We start from the raw sequence: 17,388 nt of genomic DNA, 5'->3' as shown, positions 1-17,388 counted from the left end.
CGTGGTGGTCATGGTCGCTCCTCTCAGCGCAGCTTCGGGTCGAGGGCGTCGCGGACGACTTCGCCGAGCAGGATGAACGCCAGGACGGTGACGGACAGGAACAGGGAGGGGAACAGCAGCATGTGCGGCGTGGACCGCACCAGGCCGATCCCCGACGCCTCGGAGATCGCCATGCCCCAGGAGATGGCCGGCGGGGCCAGGCCGATGCCGAGGAAGGACAGCGTCGCCTCCAGGGCGATGTACATGCCGAGGTTGATGGTGGCGACCGCGATCACCGGGGCGACGGCGTTGGGCAGGATGTGGGAGAAGACGATCCGGCCCGGCTTCGCTCCGAGGGCCCGCGCGGCCTGGACGAAGTCGTGCGGCTTGACCTGCAGCACCGAGGAGCGCATCAACCGGGCGATGCTGGGCCAGCCGAGGATGCCCAGGGCGAGGACGACCTTGCCGACCATCACCAGGTAGGGGGTGTCCAGCGTGTTGGGGAAGGTGTAGAGGGCCAGGATGCCACCGAGCAGCAGCGGGATGGCGAAGAACACGTCACCGATCCGGGACATGATGACGTCCCACCACCCGCCGAAGTAGCCGGAGAAGACGCCGATGACGCCGCCGAACAGGGTGGTCGCGAGGGTGGCACCCAGGCCGACCAGGATGGAGGACCGGGCGCCCCAGATGGTCCGTGAGTAGATGTCGTAGCCCTGGGCGTCGAAGCCGAACCAGGCGTGGGCCGAGGGTGACTGCCGGGCCTTGGTGAGGTCCGCGAAGTACGGGTCGGGCTGCGGGCTGAGGAAGGTGAACAGCTGCGGCACCGCGGCCATCACCACGACCAGGGCGATCAGCACGGCGGACACCCAGAACAGCGGCCGACTGCGCATCTCCACCCAGGCGTCCGACCACAGCGACCGCGCCTGGCCGAGGTCGGAGTCACCGGCCGACGGGACGATCGCATCCTCCAGCACCGCGACCGGGTCCTGCGGGGCGAAAGCGGACCGGCGGTCCTCCTCCAGCTCGGCCAGCGCCTTGTCCTCACGGTCATTCATGGCTGATCCTCGGGTCGAGCACGCCGTACAACAGGTCGACGAGCAGGTTCATGAGCAGGTAGACGAAGACCAGCATGACGACCGCACCGACCACCGACACGCCGTCACGCTGGGAGATGGACCGGAAGATGAAGCTGCCGATGCCGTTGATGTTGAAGATCCGCTCGGTCACGATCGCACCGCCCATCAGCGCACCGAAGTCGTAGCCGATATAGGTGACGACCGGGATCAGCGAGTTGCGCAAGGTGTGCACGCCGATCGCCCGGCCACGTCCCAGCCCCTTCGCCTTCGCGGTCCGGACGTAGTCGGACCGGAGGTTCTCCACCAGGTTGGTCCGGGTCAGCCTCGCGACATAGGCCACCGAGACCGACCCGAGCACCAGGCCGGGCAGCATCAACTGCCACCAGGTGCCCGATGTGGAGGTGACCGGGAAGATCCCCAGCTTGATGCCGAAGACCAGCTGGGAGAGGGCACCGATGACGAAGATCGGCACCGAGATGATCATCAGGCTGCCGATCGTCACCAGGGTGTCGGGCCACCGGCCGCGTCTCATCCCGGCCCAGACGCCGGCCGCGATACCCACGACGATCTCGAAGATGATCGCGATGATGGCCAGCCGCAGCGTGGTCGGGAAGCGGACGGCGAGCTCGTGCAGGACGGGGTTGCCGTAGAAGTTCGTCCCCAGGTCGCCGCGGACCAGCCGGCCGAGGTAGTAGCCGTACTGCACCAGGACCGGCTGGTCGAGGTGGTACTCCTGGGTGAACTTCGCCACGTACGACGGCGGGCAGGCCCGCTCGCCGCACCGTCCGGCGACCGGATCGCCCGGCAGGGCGAACACCATCAGGAAGATCAGGAACGTCGATCCGATCAGGACCGGGATCATCTGCAGCAGTCTGCGGATGACATAGGTTCCCATGGTTGCTCCTCTCGAACCGGCGGGATCCCCTGGGTTTCCGCCGCGGTTGAGCAGCGTACGCCACCGTATCGGCCGCCCGGGACCGGGCCGTGGCGCAGTGGCACGGTGGCTCGGGTGGCGGGCCGACACCGGCCCGCCGGGACGGATCCCGGCGGGCCGGTGGGCAGCGATCAGGGAATCACCGTGGACCCGGTGTCACTTCTTCTGGATGGACGCGTAGTCGATCTCGCCGAACGGGTCGACCTTGACGTTGGTGACGTTGGTCGACCAGATCACCGGACGGGTGGTGGACCACAGCGGCAGGGTCGGCAGGTCCTTCGCCAGCACCTGCTCGGCCGCCTGGTACTTGGCGTTGGCATCGGCCGGCGTCTTGGCGGCGTTGCCCTCCTTGAGCAGGTTGTCGAACTCAGCGCTGGAGTAGTTGAAGTAGTTCGACGAGGCGCCGGTGGCGTACACCGGGGTCAGGAAGTTCTCGATCGACGGGTAGTCCATCTGCCAGCCGTAGCGGAACATGCCCTTGATCTCGCGGTTCTTCATCTGGTCGAGCAGGGTCTTGAAGTCCGGGGCCACGACGACCTGGCAGTCCAGACCCAGGGTGTTCTTGATCGAGTTGCAGGTGGCGTCGGCCCACGGCTTGTGGCTGCCGTCACCGTTGATCGCCAGGGTCAGGGTGCCGTTGTAGCCACCGGACTGCTGGTAGAGCGCCTTGGCCTGCTCGGCGTTGTAGGTGCAGGTGTCGCCGCAGGCGCCGGCCTTGTAGCCGTCGACGGTCGGAGCGGCCCAGGAATCGGACGGCGTACGGGTCGCCATGAAGACCTGCTTGGTGATCTCCGGACGGTTGATCGCCATCGAGATCGCCTTGCGCAGGGTCGGGTTCTTCAGCTGCTCGTCGACCGGGGAGAAGGCGACCAGCTGGATCACGCCCTCCTTCGCGACGGCGTTGCGACCGTTGGCGTCGCTCTTCCACTGGTCGTTCACCAGCATGCCGGTCGGCACCTCATCGGTGGCGTCCAGGTTGTTCGCCACCGCATCGGCGTAGGCCGCGTCGGTCGACTGGTAGATCCGGTAGGTGATCTTGTCGGTGTGGCCGGGCCACTGACCCTTGTAGGCCGGGTCCTTCTCCACCACGATGTTCGAGGCGTCCTGCGACACGAACTTGTACGGCCCGGCGCCGATCGGCTTGGCCTCGTAGGCCTTGGGATCCTTGAAGAAGGAGTCGGGCAGCGGCGCGAACGCGGTGTAGCCCATCCGCAGCGGCAGGTTCGAGACCGGCGCGGTGGTCTTGAGGGTGAAGGTGTAGTCGTCCACCACCGCCAGGCCGGTCATCTTGTCGGCCTTGGGCTTGGTGGTGCACTTCTTGTCGGGGCACTGCAGGTCGTCATAGCCCTGCACCGGCTCGAAGAAGTAGCCCGCCTGCATGCCGTTCGGAGCGTACGCCGCGTAGTTCCAGGCATCGACGAAGTTCGACGCCTTCACCGGGGTGCCGTCGTGGAACGTCCGGTCGTGCTTCAGCTTGATGGTGAAGTTCTGGTTGTCAGGCGTCTCGATCGACTGGGCGATGTCCATCTCCGGCGCCGCGGTGTCGACGTTGTAGTGCACCAGCTGGGACGACAGGGTCTGCAGGACCATGTGGCCGCAGCTCTCGGTGGTGTTCGACGGGACGAGGGCCTCCTGCGGGGTGCACCCGCGGACGGTGATCGCCCCGCCGGCGCCGCCGCCGGCCGAACTCGTGCCGCCACCACTGCAGGCGGCGGCGAACATGGACACGACCGCCACGGTGGCGAGTGTGGCCACACGGACATTTCGACGCATGAACTTCCTCCTTGGTTTCGACGCCCCCTTTGGCGCCGAGTCCGCACACCCCGACCGTCGGTCGGGCGTTCTGCTTGCATCGTGTCCGACGGTCCTCCCTGATGGACCACCGGACGGGCACGAGGGCTGTACGCAGACTGTAGTACACGGCCGGAACCCCTCGAACCAGCAGGAGGTTACCGTTGCCATCCCCCGAGGTCGAGGGCTTGTGATCCTCGGTCACGTTTCGTTACCCGATCGCCGCGCAAACCCTTCGAGAGATGCGGCCCATGGGCATGGGTCCGCCCGGCCGGCCACCCTAGAGCAGCGTCCGGCCGCGCTGCTCGGGCAGCAGCAACGCGGCGACCGCGCCGATCAGGAAGGCCACGCCGAACACGGCGAAGGTCACGATGTAGCCGTACGACTGCCCGCCCCAGCGGAGGAGGACCGGCACCGACAACGGCGCCAGGATCGAGGCGATCCGCCCGAAGGCGGCCGCGGCCCCGGTGCCGGTCCCCCGCAGCCGGGTGGGATAGAGCTCCGGGCCGATCGCGTAGAGGGCTCCCCAGGCACCCAGATTGAAGAACGACAGCATCGCGCCGGCGGCGATCACCGCGCCGACCGAGGGCCGGCCGGGAACGGAGGAGACGAGCCCGAACGTCACCGCCCCGGCCGCCGAGCCGAGCAGGAACACCGCCAGGGTGAGCCGGCGGCCCCAGCGCTCGATCAGCCACGCCGCGACGAGGTAGCCGGGCACCTGGGCGAGGGTGATCAGCAGGACGTACTCGAAGGACCGGGTCAGGGTGAAGCCGCGGCCGAGCAGCAGCGTCGGCAGCCAGGTGAAGGCACCGTAGTAGGACAGGTTGATGGTGAACCAGACCACCCACAGGGCGACCGTCCGGCGGACCAGTGGGCGGGCCCAGATCGACCCCGCGGTGATCTCCTCGACCCCGGTCGGCACGTCCTGCGGCATCCGGACCCGGGTCAGCATCGGCGGGGAGGACTCGAACCTGCGGACCGCCTCCTCGGCCCGGTCCGTACGTCCCTGCTGCTCGAGGAAGCGGACCGACTCCGGCAGGCCGAGGCGTACCACGACGGCCCACAGGGTGGGGACGATGCCGACCACGAGTGCCCACCGCCACCCGCTCGGGAAGGCCGGGATGACGAAGTAGCCGATCAGCGCGGCGAGGATCCAGCCGACCGCCCAGAACGCCTCGAGGAAGACCACCATCCGGCCCCGGATCCGGCGCGGCGCGAACTCACTGACCAGTGTCGAGGCGACCGGCAGCTCGGCCCCGAGCCCGATGCCGACGATGAACCGGAAGACGACCAGCGAGGCCACCGACCAGGACAGCGCCGCTGCGCCGGTCGCCACCCCGTAGACCAGCAGGGTGAGGGCGAAGACCTGGCGTCGCCCGATCCGGTCGGCCAACAGGCCGCCGAGGCTGGCTCCGATGGTCATCCCGACGAAGCCGATGGACCCGATCACCGAGAGGGTGGAGGCCCCGAGGTGCCATTCGACGGCCAGAGCCGCCATCACGAAGGAGATCAGCCCGACGTCCATGGCGTCCAGGGCCCAGCCGATCCCCGAAGCGACCAGCAGCCGATGGTGTTGCCGGGTGTAGGGCAGGCGGTCGAGCCGCTCCGTACGGGTCGGGACGCGTGCCCCGCCGATGTCCGCAGTGGTCATGGCCACGAGTGTTCCACGCGTGGCCCGCTGCGGTCAGGCGGCGAGCATCGCCTCCAGGTCGGTGCGCAGCTGAGTGGGGTTGCGGAACCGGATGGCCTGCATCCCGGTGCTGCGGGCGCCCTCGCAGTTGACCGGACGATCGTCGATCATGATCACCGTCTCCGGGTCGGCCTTGAGCTCGCGGGCGACGGTGAGGTAGGCCTTGGGGTCGGGCTTGGCCTGCTTGAGCCGGCAGCTGAAGAAACGACCCTTCATCGTGGCCAGCTCGGGGAGCGCGTCGATCGCGGTGGCGATCGACTCGGGGGCGTTGGAGAACAGTGCGGTGGCGACCCCCCGGGCGACGAGGTCGGCGTGCAGGGCGAGGACCTCGGGGGCGAGGTTCAGCCAGCTGGCCCGGTCACGCTGGACCAGTTCCTCGATCGTCTCCGTGGACAGCCCGCGGCCGGCGATGGCCTGCCAGTAGTCGATGTCCGACAGGTCGGCCTTGTCGTACGCCTGGCGCTTGGCCCAGTAGCGATGGTTGAACGCCTCGAGCTCGACACCCGCGACCGCGGCCATGCGGACCCGGTCCTTCGGTGTCTGGGGCAGCCCGAGGACTTCCCCGAAATCGAACAGCACGAGCACGTTGGCGACACCTTCCTGCTGATCCGGCGCCTTCCCTCGGCGCCCACCGACCAGGCGGCCGGCAGGACCGACCCTAGCGGCGTCCGCGCTCCGCTGACCACTCGGCGTCCGCTCTCGGCCACCGCCGCAGGATCCGCCGGTGCCGGTGACAGATCGCCACCGGCTCGTGGCCGGGGCCACCGCGGTGCACGCAGCGGCGATTCATCTGTCGGTGACTCACCCGTTGGCGATTCATCCGTCGGCCGTTCATGCGTTCTGCCGGCGCCAGGGCGAGGCGCCCAGCAGGAAGCTGACGATGGAGATGACGAGCGCACCCCAGAAGGCGGCGCCGAACCCGTCGACGTGCCAGCCGATCCCGAACTGTGCGGCCAGCCAGGAGGTCAGCATCAGCATCAGGGCGTTGATCACCAGCAGGAACAGTCCGAAGGTGAGGATCACCAGGCAGCCGGTCAGCGTCTGGAGGATGGGCTTGACGACGGTGTTCACCGCGCCGAGCAGCAACGCGACGAGGCCCACGGTGAGCACCATCCCGGTCGTGTCGGGAGCGGTCACCGTGATGCCGGCCACCAGATAGGTCGCGGCAGCGACGGCAAGAGAGTTCACCAACCAGCGCCAGATCATGCCCCCCATCATTCCCGCCGGGGGCCGCTCACGCACTCAGGGGTTCCCCGGGACGATCACCCAGTCGAGGACTCCCGGACGCTCCGACCGGGGGCCGGACCGTCCGGCTGATCCGACCGACCCGTGTGTCGACGATCCGGTCGATCAGGCGGGGTCGGTGCGGTCGGTGTCCGCCTCGGTCAGCCACTCCTGGAGCACCACCGCCTGGTTGAGGGCGGGGTCCTTCGCCGCGTACAGCAGGGTGACCTCGGGCAGATCGGCCCACTCCTTCACCCGGCGGGCGGCCTCCGGATTGGCGTCGAGCTCGGCCCGGTACCGGGCGACGAACTCCTCGAACCGGTCCGCCCGGTGGTCGAACCAGGTGCGCAGGTCCGGGGACGGGGCGAGGTCCTTGGCCCACTCGTCCAGGGCGGCACGTTCCTTGGAGATGCCCCGTGGCCAGAGCCGGTCGATGAGCACCCGGAACCCGTCGTCGGGGCCCGGGGAGTCATGGATGCGCTTCACAACGTAAGTGGTCATGGTTCCAGTGTGGCCCCGGTCACGGTGCCGGTTCAGCTGATCAGAGCCAGTCGATCCAGCCGCCGTGCTGGCCGACCCGGGCCAGCGGCCGGCCGTCCAGCGCCAGTACGAACCGGGCCGGCCCGCCGTCCGGGCCCGGGGACAGCTGGTCGCGGACCTCGGGCACCACCCGTTCCCCCTCACAGGAGATCCAGCGCGCCCCGAGGCCGCGGACCAGGTCCCCGAACCGGGCACGCCGCTCCCGCGGGACGTACGACAGGGTCGCGGTGTGCATCACCACCACGGTGTCGGCGTGTCGGCGGGCCTCGGCGACCACCCTCGGCAGCGCCTCCAGCGCGTCGCCGGTGACCACCGGCACCCGGGGCAGCCGGGCGACGGTGTCCAGGGCCCGGGCGAGGCGTTCCTCCCGCTCGGGCTGACCGGGCCAGACCAGGGCCCGCAGCCAGGCGCCCACCTCGGGATCGGTCGGGTCCAGCGGTGCGGTGTCGATCCCGCACCGCCAGGCGATGTCGGGCAGGGCGTACGCCGCCTCAGCGGGGGTGGCGCCCGCGATCCGGCAGCCGATCTCCGGGCGGCCCTCCCCCACCACCAGGTCGGGCCGGTCCGTGAACCGGTAGCGGTAGGCGTACGCGTCGGGGAGCAGGCACAGCCCGGCCGAGGAGCCCACCTCGACCAGGGCCAGTGGTCCGGCCTGGGCGCCGAGGCCGGCCAGCAGTGGCAGGTGCACGGCGCACCGGCCCACCTCGTTGGTCTGGGTGGAGTGGCCGAGGATGGTCCGTTGCGTCTGCTCCCAGTGCCGGTCGACCCAGTCGGCCAGGGCCGGCCCCGGGACCAGCGGGGCGCCGAGGTGGCGCAACGCAGCGAGGAACAGCTGGGGCTGGCGCTTCATGCCGGGCAGCCGGTCGAGCCGCGCAGCGACGTCCGGGGTGTCCGCGACCCAGCTGCACACTGCCTGCCAGGTGGGGGACGAGCCGGCCGCCTCGGTGGCGAACCACCGGTAGATGTCGACGATGTCCCCGTCCGCGTAGAAGTGTCCGGCCACAGGGTCATCCTCCCGGACCGGTGTGGCCCGGGGCTACACCCAGTCGTTGATCCGGAACAGGACGTACAGTCCGAGGGAGGACACCAGGATCATCCCGATGCTCAGCCCGACGCCCCAGGGCTGGTCGAAGCCCCAGTACGGGACGTTCTGCCCGAACCACCCGGTGATGGCGGTCGGCACGGCGATGATGGCGGCCCAGCCGGCGAGCTTCTTCATGATCTGGTTGAGGCGGGAGTCCTGCAGGGACAGGTGGGTCTCGAACATCGTGGACACCATGTCGCGGAGCGACTCGGTCCACTCCGCGGCCCGCAGGACGTGGTCGTAGAGGTCGTCGTACCAGGAGTCGAGCTCGCCCGGGGTGTCGGTGCGGTGCCGCAGCACACCGTTGACGACCTCGCGCATCGGCAGGACGATCCGGCGCAGATCGACCAGGTCCTTGCGCAGCCCGTAGACGAAGCGGACGAAATCGGCCCTGAGCTGTCCCTCGGCGAAGAGCATGTCCTCGAGCCGCTCGGTCTCGTCGTCGAGGGCCTGGATGGTCCCGAAGTGCCCGTCGACAACGACGTCGAGCAGGCCGTGGACCAGCGCCCCGGCCCCGTACGCCAGCAGATCGGGGTCGTCGCGCCAGACCCGTTCGACCGCCGACATGTCGAAGTCGTCGTCCAGGCGGATCGTCACCAGGGCGTGCGACGTGACGATCCCCGAGATCCGGCTGGAGACCACCCGGCCCTTGGTCGGGTCCAGGTGGTCGTGCGGCCGCAGCCGGGTGGCGTACACGGTGAAGAAGAGGTAGCCCTCGTGGCGCGAGACCTTGGGGCGCTCGAACGGCGCCAGCGCATCCTCGACGGCCGTCGGCGGCAACCCCAGTTCCCGGATCAGTGCGGCCAGCTCGCCGGGATCGGGCGCCAGCAGGTCGATCCAGACCAGGTTGTCCGGATCGCGGATCTCCTCGGCCACCTCGTCGGGGCGGACGTCGTCGTCGATGACCACCCCGCCGCGCCAGGTCCTGCTGGCCGCGATGCTGGAAATCTCCATCACGTCTCCTCCGGCCGATCGTCGCGGGTCGGTCCTTCACGATACCGGCCTCGGCGTCAGCCTCGGCGGGACCGGACCAGGGCCGGTGCCACCAGGGCCGGTCGGGACCGGGGCGGGACCGGCCGGGCAGGGACAGGGCCCCCGGGCCGGGGCCGGCGGGGCGGGGCGGGGCGCCTCGGCGCTGGCCGCCCTGGCGACCGGTCATGGCTACGACCGGTGGGGCGCGCGGGTGCTGTACGTCCTGCCGATCCTGGTGACACTCGTTCCGCTGCTGGCCTTCGCCCGGACCGCCTGGCTGGCCGTGCTCGGGGTCCTCGCCTGGGGCGCGGCGAACGGCCTGCAGGATTCCACCGTCAAGGCGCTGGTGGCCGACCTCGTCGGCAAGGACCGCCGGGCGACCGCGTACGGCGTGTTCGCGGCCATCCAGGGCGCGGCCGCGATCGGTGGCGGCGCTCTCGCCGGTGGTCTGTACGCCACGGCACTGCCGCTGCTGGTGGTCATCATCGCCGTCAGCCAGGTCGGCACCGCCCTGCTGCTCCACCGCACCCTCGGGCAGGACTGAGACCATCGGGTCGCCCCATGGCCGGCGTGCGGGGCAGACGTCGGGCGCACCGGACAGCCCGTACGGTCCGAACCGTGCTGGCGGCCCGGAGCGGCCGGACTGTCCGTGGGGTGTGTGAGAATCGGGCCCGTGACGATCACAGCAGCGGCGGACGGATCATCCCTCGGCAATCCAGGACCGGCCGGCTGGGCCTGGTACGTCGACGACGACTGCTGGGCCAGCGGCGGCTGGCCGCACGGCACCAACAACATGGGCGAGCTGATGGCGGTGCTGGACCTGCTGCAGCAGACCGCCCACATCGGCGAGCCGCTGCACGTGCTGTGCGACAGCCAGTACGCGATCAACGTGATCTCCAAGTGGACCAAGGGCTGGAAGCGGAAGGGCTGGAAGAAGTCCGACGGTAAGCCCGTGCTGAACGTCGATCTGGTCAAGGCCCTCGACGAGGCGATGCAGGGCCGCGACGTCACCTTCGAGTGGGTCCGTGGACACAACGGCCACGCGATGAACGAGGCGGCCGACCTCCGCGCCCGGGCCGCCGCCACGGCCTTCCAACAGGGCCGCGAACCGGATGCCGGGCCGGGGTTCCCGCTGGCCATCGGGCGTTCGCCCGCCCCGACCACCCCGCCCGCCACGACTGCCATGGACACCCCGGACGGCCCGCCCGCCCCGGCCGCGTCCGGCGGCACCGGTGCCCGGCGGGGCGGATCCGCCGCTCCCTCCACCGGACCGGCGCGACGCCGGCGCTCGGCGGCCCAGGCCCCGGTGACAGCGCCCGAGGTCGCCGAGCCCGAGGTGGAGGAGTCCGAGCTCGCCGAGGACTACCAGCAGCCCGATCTGTTCTCCGGCGCGCAGCCCGAGCTCGACCTGCCGGAGGTCGACCAGGTCGCCGAACTGGAGCGCTGGCTGCACAGCCCCGAGCCCGCCGAGGACCCGACCCAGTGGGCCGGGCTGCTGCATCCGGGCTGGTACCGGGTGCGCACCGACGGCACCCTCGACCACCGCGGCGACGTCCTCAGCGGGGTGCTCTCCCCCGACGTCTGCACCCTGGACATCCTCGAGGCCCGCCAGCTGCGCGCGGACGAGGTGCTGCTGCTCAGCCGTGCCACCGAGCCGTCGGCCACCACGACCGTACGGACCGCGCTGTGGGTGCGGGAGAACGCGCAATGGCAGCAGCGCTTCGAGCAGGTGAGCCCGGAGGCCTGACCCGTCCGCTTGATTCGCCCGGTGCCGCTGGGTTGACTGTGGTCAAGCCACGCGTGTGAGAAGGTGCCATGAACGCCCCGGAACGTCCCCTGCCCCCCACGTCGGATGCCCCCGCCCCCGTCACCGGCGGGCGCCCCGGGTGGGTGACGGTGCCCAACGCGGTCACCCTGCTGCGGCTGGTGCTCCTCGCCCCGGTCTGCTGGCTGCTGGTCCGATCCGCCTCGGTGGGGCCACTGTCGGTCGTGCTGCTCGCCCTGTGGGCATCCACGGACTGGATCGACGGATTCCTGGCCCGGCGCCTGCACCAGGTCAGCCGGGTCGGGCAGATGCTCGACCCGATCGCCGACCGGGTGGGCATCGGGGCCGTCGTCGTCTGCCTGGCGGTGGCCGGGCACCTGTCCTGGTGGGCGGTCGGCATCGTCCTGGCGACCGACCTGACCACCGCACTGATCGCCGGGCGGGCGGCGGCCCGCGGCCGGATCGTGGTGCACCGGCTGGGCAAGACCCGGACGGCCGTGCTGTTCACCGGCATCGCGGTGCTCGTGGCCGCGCTGGCCTTCGCTCCCGGGTTCGCCGTCGTGGGCACGGTGATCATCTGGGTCGGCGTGCTGCTGCACATCCTCGCGGGGACGGCGTACATCCGGCAGGCCATCACCGGCTCGTGGGACCGGCCCGAGGTGACCCGATGACGTCCCTCGGCATCCTGGGGTCGGGCCGGGTCGCGTACGCCCTGGAGCGGGCCTTCACCGCCCGGGACCTGCCGGTCACCCGGATGTCGGCCCGTGACTCCGCCGCTGTCGACGTCCTGGCGCTCGACCTGACCGTGCTGGCCGTCAGCGACGACGCGATCGGGCCGGTCGCCGCCGCCCTCGCGGCCGGGACCGCCCTGACAGGACAGGGCCGTGGCGTCGTCCACTGCTCCGGCGCCCTGGACCGCGCCGTCCTGGCACCGCTGGCCGACCGCGGCTGGATCACCGGAGCCTGGCACCCGATGCAGGCGTTCGCCGCCCCCGACACCCCGATCCGGGCCGGGGTCACCTGGGGGATCACCGCCGACCCCGCCCTCACCCCGGTGCTGCTCGAGCTGACCGCCGCGCTCGGCGGGCACCCACTCGTCCTGCGGGACGAGGACCGGGCCCGCTACCATGCGGCCGCGGCGATGGCCTCCAACTACACCGACGTGCTGATCCACCACGCGGCCCTGCTGCTGGAGGACTGCGGTCTGCAACCGGACGCCGCGCTGCACGCCCTCCTCCCCCTGGTCCGGACCAGTCTCGACGGGCTGGAGCGGACCGGGCTGCCGGCCGGGCTGACCGGCCCGCTGTCGCGCGGGGACGTCGGGACGATCCGACGCCACCTCGAGGCGATCGCCGACCGCCCGGACACCGCCGCCCTCTACCGCGCGGCCGGCCGGGCGACCCGCCCCCTGCTGCTCGCCCGCGGGATGGATCCGGCCACCGCCGACGCCCTCGACGCCGCCCTCCTCGACCCCGTCGACGCCGCGCTCCCCAGCCCCGTCGACCCCGCGGTCCCTGTCGACGCCGCGGCCCACGACGCTGTCGACGGCGCATTCCGTGACGGCACCGCAGCCCCTGTCGATGCCGCCCAGCGGGACCTGCTCGATACCCCCGGGACGATCACCTAAACTTGAGCCGAACACCACACGGCAGAGAGGTACACACGTGCGGTTCCGGACGATGGTCAGCGGCAAGATCCACCGAGCGAGGGTCACAGCGGCCGATCTCGACTACGTCGGCAGCATCACCGTCGACGAGGATCTCCTCGACGCAGCGGACATCCTGCCCTTCGAGCGGGTCCAGGTCGTCGACCTGAACAACGGCGAGCGTCTCGAGACGTACACCATCGCCGGCGCCCGTGGCTCGGGCGAGATCCAGCTCAACGGCGCGGCGGCCCGGCTCGTACAGCCCGGCGACCTCGTCATCATCATGGCCTACACGCAGGTGGCCGACCCCGTCCCCGAGGGCTGGCACCCGAAGGTCGTCCTGGTCGACGCGAACGACAACTCGATCGCCCGGATCATCACCGACGTCAACGACCCGATGGCCCTGCACGGCCCGATGCCGGCGACGCTGGCCTGACCGATGCGCACCTCGATCGCCGACATCCGGGCGGCGTACCGGCGCGGTGAGCGCGTCCCGATGATCACCGCGTACGACTACACCAGTGCGCAGTTGGTGGAGCGCGCCGGCGTCCCGATGATCCTCGTCGGTGACTCCCTCGGCATGGTGGTCCAGGGCCACGACTCGACCCTGCCGGTCACGGTGGACGACATGGTCTACCACACCCGGGCCGTGGTCCGGGGCTGCGCGACGCCGCTGGTCGTGGCGGACCTGCCGTTCATGACGTACGCCACCGAGACCGATGCGCTGCGCCACGGTGCCCGGCTGCTCGCCGAGGGCGGCGCGACCTCGGTCAAGCTGGAGGGCGGCCGGCCGGTCGCCCCGACGGTCCGCCGGCTGGTGGCCGCCGGGCTCCCGGTGATGGGTCACCTCGGCTTCACCCCGCAGTCGGTCAACCAGATCGGCATGCGGGTGCAGGCCAAGGAATCGCTCGCCGCCCGCGGCCTGGTCGAGGACGCGCTCGCCCTGCAGGACGCCGGGGCCTGGGCCGTGGTCCTCGAGCTGATCCCCGCTCCGCTCGCCGCCGAGGTGACGGCGCGGCTCGACATCCCGACCATCGGGATCGGTGCCGGCCCCGGCTGCTCCGGTGAGGTGCAGGTCTGGCATGACCTGCTCGGGTTGTTCACCGACTTCGTCCCGCGGCACACCCGCCGCTACCGCACGCTCGGCGAGGAAGTGGTCGGTGGCCTGCAGGCCTACGCCGAGGACGTACGATCCGGCGTGTTCCCGACCGAGGCGAACAGCGCCGGGATGGACCCGGAGGTGCTGGCCGAGGCCCTCGCCGGCCTGGACCGGCCCGCCCGGCACCAGGCCTGAGCGCCCCCGGCGGCCTGAGCACCCCGCCGGATCGGCCGACGGACCAGCAGGCACGTGAACCAGCAGGAGGCACAGGGATGAAGGTCGTCACCACGCGTGAGGAGCTCCGGGTCGCCCGGGCGGGACTGAGCGGTGGGGTCGGCCTGGTGCCGACGATGGGCTTCCTCCATGACGGCCACCTGAGCCTGGTCCGCCGGGCCAAGCAGGAGAACGACGCCGCCGCGGTGTCGATCTTCGTCAACCCGACCCAGTTCGGCCCGACCGAGGACCTCGCGGCGTACCCGCGCGACCTCGACCACGACCTCGCGCTGCTGGCCGACGCCGGGGTGGATCTGGTCTGGACACCGCGGGTCGAGGACGTCTACCCGGCCGGCTTCGACACGTACGTCACCCCCGGCGGCGTCGCCGACGTGCTGGAGGGGGCCCGCCGGCCCGGACACTTCCGCGGTGTCGCGACGATCATCAGCATCCTGTTCCACCTGGTCGCCCCGCAGCGGGCGTACTTCGGCCAGAAGGACGCCCAGCAGGTGGCGGTGATCCGCCAGCTGGTGCGCGATCTGGGCCTGCCGGTCGGGATCGTCGCCGGCCCGATCATCCGCGAGCCCGACGGGCTGGCGATGAGCAGCCGCAACACCTACCTGTCGGCCGAGGACCGGCCCGCCGCGCTGGTGCTGTCCCGCGCCCTGCACGCGGCCGAGCTGGCCTGGGACGGTGGGGAACGCGACGCCGAAGCACTGCGGGCGACCATGCGGCAGATCCTCGCCGCCGAGCCGCGGGCGACGGTCGACTACGTCAGCGTCGCCCACCCCGACACCCTGGCCGAGCTGGCGACCGTCGACCCGGCGGTGGGTGCGCTGGCCTCCCTGGCCGTACGGGTCGGGACTCCCCGGCTGATCGACAACCTGGTGCTGGCGCCCCGGGGCTGACCCGACGCGGCCGCCCCGATGCCGCCAATGTCACACCGCTGTACGGCCCAGGAACGGCACGCCGGGCCCGAACGCCGCCGCCGGTGCGGGGCCTTTCGGATAATCTGGGCGGGCCGACGAGCGTCCGCAACGCAGCCGTACGACCCAGGGAGATGCCCAGCACATGGCAAAGATCATCTACACCCACACCGACGAAGCGCCCTTGATGGCCACGTACTCCTTCCTCCCGGTCATCGAGGCCTTCGCCTCGACCGCCGGTGTGGAGGTCGAGACGCGTGACATCTCGCTGGCCGGGCGCATCCTGGCCGCGTTCGCCGACCTGCTGCCCGCGGACCAGCAGGTGGCCGATACACTCGCCGAGCTCGGCGAGCTCGTGAAGGCCCCCGAGGCCAACATCATCAAGCTGCCGAACATCTCGGCTTCGGTCCCCCAGCTCAAGGCGGCCGTCAAGGAGCTGCAGGCGCTCGGCTACGGTCTGCCCGACTACGTCGACGAGCCGGCCACCGACGCGGAGAAGGACGCTCGCGCCCGCTACGACAGGATCAAGGGTTCTGCGGTCAACCCGGTGCTGCGCGAGGGCAACTCCGACCGGCGTGCCCCGCTGGCGGTGAAGAACTACGCCCGCAAGCACCCGCACTCGATGGGCGCCTGGTCGCCGGAGTCGAAGACCCGCGTCGCGACCATGGGCCACGACGACTTCCGGACCAACGAGAAGTCCGTCATCATGCCGGCCGACGACACGCTGCAGATCAAGCTGGTCGCGGCGGACGGCACCGAGACCGTCCTCAAGGAGAAGCTGCCGGTCCTGGCCGGTGAGGTCGTCGACGGCACCTTCCTCAGCGCGGCGAAGCTCGACGCGTTCCTGGCCGACCAGGTCGCCGCCGCCAAGGCCGAGGGCGTGCTGTTCTCGGTGCACCTCAAGGCCACCATGATGAAGGTCTCCGACCCGATCATCTTCGGTCACGTGGTCAAGGCGTTCTTCCCGAAGACCTTCGCCACGTACGGCGCCGACCTCACCGCCGCCGGCCTGTCCGCCAACAACGGCCTGGGCGCGATCCTCGCCGGTCTCGACGCGCTGCCGAACGGCGCGCAGATCAAGGCCTCCTTCGACGCCGAGCTGGCCGACGGCCCGACCCTGGCCATGGTGAACTCCGACAAGGGCATCACCAACCTGCACGTCCCCTCCGACGTCATCGTCGACGCCTCCATGCCGGCGATGATCCGGATCGGCGGCCACATGTGGGGTCCGGACGGCAAGGAGGCCGACACCCTCGCGGTGATCCCCGACTCCTCGTACGCCGGCGTCTACCAGGCCGTGATCGAGGACTGCAAGGCCCACGGTGCGTACGACCCGACGACCATGGGATCGGTCCCGAACGTCGGCCTGATGGCGCAGAAGGCCGAGGAGTACGGCTCCCACGACAAGACCTTCGAGATCCCGACCGCCGGCACCGTCCAGGTCGTCAACGCCGCCGGTGACGTGCTGATCGAGCACGCCGTCGAGGCCGGCGACATCTGGCGCGGCTGCCAGGCCAAGGACGCCCCGATCAAGGACTGGGTCAAGCTGGCCGTCACCCGTGCCCGCGCCTCGCAGACCCCGGCCGTCTTCTGGCTCGACCCGACCCGCGCGCACGACCGCAACATCGCCGAGAAGGTCAAGGCCTACCTGCCGGAGTTCGACACCGACGGCCTGACGATCGAGATCATGTCCCCGATCGAGGCCACGAAGTACTCGGTGGAGCGGATCCGCAAGGGCGAGGACACCATCTCGGTGACCGGCAACGTGCTGCGTGACTACAACACCGACCTGTTCCCGATCCTCGAGGTCGGCACCTCGGCCAAGATGCTCTCGGTCGTCCCGCTGATGAGCGGCGGCGGCCTGTTCGAGACCGGTGCCGGCGGCTCCGCCCCGAAGCACGTCCAGCAGCTGCTCACCGAGAACTACCTGCGCTGGGACTCCCTGGGTGAGTTCATGGCGCTGGCCGAGTCGCTGCGCCACGAGGCGACCAACGGCAATGCCAAGGCCGGTGTGCTCGCCGCGGCCCTGGACAGGGCCACCGAGACCCTGCTCGACCAGAACAAGGGCCCGGCCCGCAAGGTCGGCCAGATCGACAACCGCGGCAGCCACTTCTGGCTGGCGAACTTCTGGGCCCAGGAGCTCGCTGCGCAGGACGACGATGCCGAGCTGGCCGCCGCCTTCGCCCCGGTCGCCGAGGAGCTGGCGGCCACGGCCGACCAGATCGATGCCGAGCTGATCGGGGTCCAGGGTCACCCGGTCGACCTGGGCGGCTACTACCGTCCCGACGACGACAAGACCTCGGCGATCATGCGGCCGTCGGTCACCTTCAACGCGATCATCGCGAAGCTGGCCTGAGCCGCGCGCTGACCAGCACCAGCCGGCCCGCCGGCGGGGCATGACAGCAGCATGACAACGGGCGGACGGGGGCCGGGGGGGCCCCCCGCGC

Annotated in this window: 16 protein-coding genes and 1 pseudogene; 8 read left to right on the top strand and 9 right to left on the bottom strand. The window is 70.8% G+C overall.

Annotated features, from left to right (window positions below):
- Nucleotides 1–23: 23 nt before the first annotated feature.
- The 9 genes from VB059_RS08255 to VB059_RS08215 all read right to left on the bottom strand — a co-directional run bounded on the left by VB059_RS08255 (nt 24) and on the right by VB059_RS08215 (nt 9,275).
- A complete protein-coding gene (locus VB059_RS08255; RefSeq protein WP_323421539.1) occupies nt 24–1,037 on the bottom strand; it encodes an ABC transporter permease in 1,014 nt (337 codons plus the stop codon).
- Nucleotides 1,030–1,953, bottom strand: a complete 924-nt coding sequence (locus tag VB059_RS08250; protein WP_323421538.1) for an ABC transporter permease — start codon at nt 1,951–1,953, stop codon at nt 1,030–1,032. The genes VB059_RS08255 and VB059_RS08250 overlap by 8 nt, the downstream gene beginning before the upstream one ends.
- Nucleotides 1,954–2,148: 195 nt before the next feature.
- Nucleotides 2,149–3,765 (bottom strand): ABC transporter substrate-binding protein, encoded by a 1,617-nt coding sequence (locus VB059_RS08245; RefSeq protein ID WP_323421537.1) that lies wholly within the window; start codon nt 3,763–3,765, stop codon nt 2,149–2,151.
- Nucleotides 3,766–4,063: 298 nt separating this feature from the next.
- The gene (locus tag VB059_RS08240) at nt 4,064–5,434 is read right to left on the bottom strand and encodes an MFS transporter (protein ID WP_323421536.1); all 1,371 of its coding nucleotides are present in this window, start codon (nt 5,432–5,434) and stop codon (nt 4,064–4,066) included.
- A 33-nt stretch (nt 5,435–5,467) separates the two neighbouring features.
- Nucleotides 5,468–6,058, bottom strand: a complete 591-nt coding sequence (locus tag VB059_RS08235; RefSeq protein ID WP_323421535.1) for an HAD family phosphatase — start codon at nt 6,056–6,058, stop codon at nt 5,468–5,470.
- Nucleotides 6,059–6,304: 246 nt separating this feature from the next.
- Nucleotides 6,305–6,679: a phage holin family protein gene (locus tag VB059_RS08230; RefSeq protein WP_323421534.1), complete on the bottom strand. Its 375-nt coding sequence runs from the start codon at nt 6,677–6,679 to the stop codon at nt 6,305–6,307.
- Between the two features lie 144 nt (nt 6,680–6,823).
- Nucleotides 6,824–7,198, bottom strand: coding sequence for a DUF488 domain-containing protein (locus VB059_RS08225; RefSeq protein WP_323421533.1), 375 nt, complete (start codon nt 7,196–7,198; stop codon nt 6,824–6,826).
- A gap of 40 nt (nt 7,199–7,238) precedes the next feature.
- The gene (locus VB059_RS08220) at nt 7,239–8,240 is read right to left on the bottom strand and encodes a DUF2332 domain-containing protein (RefSeq protein ID WP_323421532.1); all 1,002 of its coding nucleotides are present in this window, start codon (nt 8,238–8,240) and stop codon (nt 7,239–7,241) included.
- A 33-nt stretch (nt 8,241–8,273) separates the two neighbouring features.
- The gene (locus VB059_RS08215) at nt 8,274–9,275 is read right to left on the bottom strand and encodes a magnesium transporter CorA family protein (protein WP_323421531.1); all 1,002 of its coding nucleotides are present in this window, start codon (nt 9,273–9,275) and stop codon (nt 8,274–8,276) included.
- An 85-nt stretch (nt 9,276–9,360) separates the two neighbouring features.
- On the opposite strand from VB059_RS08215, the gene VB059_RS08210 reads away from it, so the two are divergent.
- The 8 genes and pseudogenes from VB059_RS08210 to VB059_RS08175 all read left to right on the top strand — a co-directional run bounded on the left by VB059_RS08210 (nt 9,361) and on the right by VB059_RS08175 (nt 17,297).
- Nucleotides 9,361–9,837, top strand: a complete 477-nt coding sequence (locus tag VB059_RS08210; RefSeq protein WP_323421530.1) for an MFS transporter — start codon at nt 9,361–9,363, stop codon at nt 9,835–9,837.
- 129 nt (nt 9,838–9,966) lie between these two features.
- Nucleotides 9,967–10,452: pseudogene (locus VB059_RS08205) on the top strand (RNase H family protein); the annotation flags it as partial.
- Nucleotides 10,453–11,108: 656 nt separating this feature from the next.
- The gene (locus tag VB059_RS08200; RefSeq protein ID WP_323421529.1) at nt 11,109–11,729 is read left to right on the top strand and encodes a CDP-alcohol phosphatidyltransferase family protein; all 621 of its coding nucleotides are present in this window, start codon (nt 11,109–11,111) and stop codon (nt 11,727–11,729) included.
- Entirely contained in the window at nt 11,726–12,685 is a 960-nt protein-coding gene (locus VB059_RS08195) for a DUF2520 domain-containing protein (RefSeq protein WP_323421528.1), read from the top strand. Before VB059_RS08200 ends, VB059_RS08195 begins: the two co-directional genes overlap by 4 nt.
- Nucleotides 12,686–12,737: 52 nt before the next feature.
- Nucleotides 12,738–13,139 (top strand): aspartate 1-decarboxylase, encoded by a 402-nt coding sequence (gene panD / locus VB059_RS08190; RefSeq protein ID WP_323421602.1) that lies wholly within the window; start codon nt 12,738–12,740, stop codon nt 13,137–13,139.
- A gap of 3 nt (nt 13,140–13,142) precedes the next feature.
- Nucleotides 13,143–13,997, top strand: coding sequence for a 3-methyl-2-oxobutanoate hydroxymethyltransferase (gene panB, locus VB059_RS08185; RefSeq protein ID WP_323421527.1), 855 nt, complete (start codon nt 13,143–13,145; stop codon nt 13,995–13,997).
- A 77-nt stretch (nt 13,998–14,074) separates the two neighbouring features.
- Nucleotides 14,075–14,923 (top strand): pantoate--beta-alanine ligase, encoded by an 849-nt coding sequence (gene panC / locus VB059_RS08180; protein WP_323421526.1) that lies wholly within the window; start codon nt 14,075–14,077, stop codon nt 14,921–14,923.
- Nucleotides 14,924–15,086: 163 nt separating this feature from the next.
- Nucleotides 15,087–17,297 (top strand): NADP-dependent isocitrate dehydrogenase, encoded by a 2,211-nt coding sequence (locus tag VB059_RS08175; RefSeq protein WP_323421525.1) that lies wholly within the window; start codon nt 15,087–15,089, stop codon nt 17,295–17,297.
- The last annotated feature ends 91 nt before the right edge of the window (nt 17,298–17,388 follow it).

It is taken from the genome of Raineyella sp., assembly GCF_034933565.1.
Taxonomy (GTDB): Bacteria; Actinomycetota; Actinomycetes; order Propionibacteriales; family Propionibacteriaceae; genus Raineyella.
The sequence above is the reverse complement of the archived record's forward strand: the minus strand, read 5'-3'. Positions and strand labels throughout refer to the sequence as shown.